Annotated in this window: 3 protein-coding genes; 2 read left to right on the top strand and 1 reads right to left on the bottom strand. The window is 51.0% G+C overall.

Annotation, left to right across the window (positions count from 1 at the left end; translation table 11 throughout):
- Positions 1 to 340 precede the first annotated feature (340 nt).
- Positions 341 to 757 (top strand): GFA family protein, encoded by a 417-nt coding sequence (locus PPL9_RS19285; protein ID WP_057464203.1) that lies wholly within the window; start codon positions 341 to 343, stop codon positions 755 to 757.
- Positions 758 to 829: 72 nt separating this feature from the next.
- Positions 830 to 1,243, top strand: coding sequence for a GFA family protein (locus tag PPL9_RS19280; protein ID WP_057464202.1), 414 nt, complete (start codon positions 830 to 832; stop codon positions 1,241 to 1,243).
- A 67-nt stretch (positions 1,244 to 1,310) separates the two neighbouring features.
- On the opposite strand, the gene PPL9_RS19275 is transcribed toward PPL9_RS19280, so the two are convergent.
- A complete protein-coding gene (locus PPL9_RS19275) occupies positions 1,311 to 2,174 on the bottom strand; it encodes an SDR family oxidoreductase (RefSeq protein WP_057464201.1) in 864 nt (287 codons plus the stop codon).
- Positions 2,175 to 2,200 lie beyond the last annotated feature (26 nt).

The raw sequence follows: 2,200 nt of genomic DNA, 5'->3' as shown, positions 1-2,200 counted from the left end.
TGTCAGAGGTGTAACCAGCGCGCCCATCAACAACACCAATGCCCTGCCAGTCGCCGACCTTGCAATCTTCCTCAGAAAGGGAGGCGCAGCCACTCAGCGCCAGCCCAAGTCCAACAACAGTAAAAAGTACCCGCATCCCCAACATGCCTTCCCTAAAATCCAATCGCGTTTGTAGTGCCCCGCACATCTGATTGGACAAAAATTGAATCTATGAAATCCAGATACGAGACTTAACCTGAACGCTTGCTGAATACAAATGTTCGCTATATGTTCCCTTTAAGGAATCGCATAGCCCTCGATTCGAGAGGCCATCTCATTTCAGTAGGTATTGGAAAGTCAGATGACGAAGACCATTGAATTTAAAGGACGCTGCCTGTGTGGCGCGGTCACTTTTGAGGGTGAAGCGCCACATGAATCAGTCAGCAGCTGCCATTGCAAGCAATGCCGTCAGTGGGGCAGCGGCCCGTTTGAGGCATTCAGCTTGCCGCTGGCAGATCTGAAGTTCATCTCTGGCGAAGATGCCGTCAAATACTATGAATCCTCTGAGTTTGCCCGCCGTGGCTTCTGTTCAAAATGCGGATCAAACCTGTTTTGGCATGCAGACCGCCATCCTCAATGGAAAGACCGAATTGCGATTGCCGTGGGTACGTTAGAGCAGCCAACAGGCCTCACAGCAGGCAATCATATCTTCTGTGCCACAAAGGGTGACTACTACGAGATTGAAGATGGTCGCCCTCAATATGCCTACGAAGATTGATGAGGAAATTGATCTTATCCCAAACCGTGGCCCTCGGCTAAGGTTACCCAACAAGCTCTAAGGGAGAGAGAGATGACTGACTTGCGGATTTATAAAGCGAAATGCCTTTGTGGTGAAGTCTCATTCAAGGCTGAAGCGCCCCAGAAAGATATTGGTTTATGTCACTGCACAATGTGCCGTCGTTGGAACAGCGGACCGTTCCATGCAATCGCGATTCCGTTTGATGCTTTGAAGGTCGAGAGCGGAGAAGAGAACATCTCATATTACCGCTCCTCTAATTACGCGAAGCGCGCATTTTGCAACAACTGCGGCAGCAGCCTGTTTTATCACGGAGACAAAATCCCCGAGATTGCTCATGAAGTTTACTTCAGCGCTGGGCTTTTGGAAGAAACGACAGGCTCGAAACTGGCAGGTCACATCTTCTGCGCCAGCAAAGGCGATTACTACGAGATAGAAGGAGACCTGCCTCAACACGAAACAGTATAAAAATCCGCTCTGCGGTCAAAACCGGTGCAAGGTGAGCGGTTGGATCAAGGCGTGTTCTTCACACGCTCTAGCTCCAGCCGTTCTCCCACATATAATCCAACGCTTCCCGGTAGTTCGGGAATTTGAATTTATACCCCAAAGCGCCTTTCAGCTTTGCATTGCTAGCGCGTTTCACTTCGCCGTAAAACGAAATCGCCATAGGCGAAAGGTCTGCATCTTCAAAGGCGATTGCTGGCGGTGGCTCCACACCCATCAGACGAGCAGCATATTCCACCACATCTTCTGGCGGACACGACGCATCATCACATACGTTGAAAATACCGGAGGCGTTGTCTTCAAACGCATGCTGGACAGCTCCAGCAATATCACTCACGTGAATACGGTTAAAGACCTGACCTTCTTTGATAATCCGGCGGGCTTTACCTTTGTCCAGATTGCAAAGCGCATTCTGGCCACGGCCATAAATTCCGGCAAGGCGCAAAATGCTGACTGGGATGCTGGTTTCTTCTGAGAATGCGAGCCACTCGTGCTCTGCTTCCAGACGCTGCTTGGAGCGTTTGGAGGTTGGATTGCACTCCGCTGTTTCTGTCACCCAACGACCTTCGTGGTCGCCATATACCCCGATGGTCGAGAGATAGCAGATCGCCGTTGGCTTTGCTTTCGCAACTGCGTCACGCGCAGCATTCAGCAGAGGATCACCATCGTCCGTTGGCGCGGCAGAAACCAGAATATGAGTTGCAGTGGCAATAGCCTCCAACAGCTCATCGCTTGCTGTTTGTCCGTCAAAGAGGATCGGCTGAACCCCTTTGGACCGCAGTTCCTCCATTTTCTCAGGAGAGCGGGTCGTTCCACCAATCCAGGAAAACTCGGTCCCGTACATTTTCACAAAGTGGCGAGCTGAGTATCCAGCTCCCAAAATCAACAAGCGCATTCCAAGCCCCCCGGCTTACGTTTACA

It is taken from the genome of Pseudovibrio sp. POLY-S9, assembly GCF_001431305.1.
GTDB lineage: Bacteria > Pseudomonadota > Alphaproteobacteria > Rhizobiales > Stappiaceae > Pseudovibrio.
The sequence above is the reverse complement of the archived record's forward strand: the minus strand, read 5'-3'. Positions and strand labels throughout refer to the sequence as shown.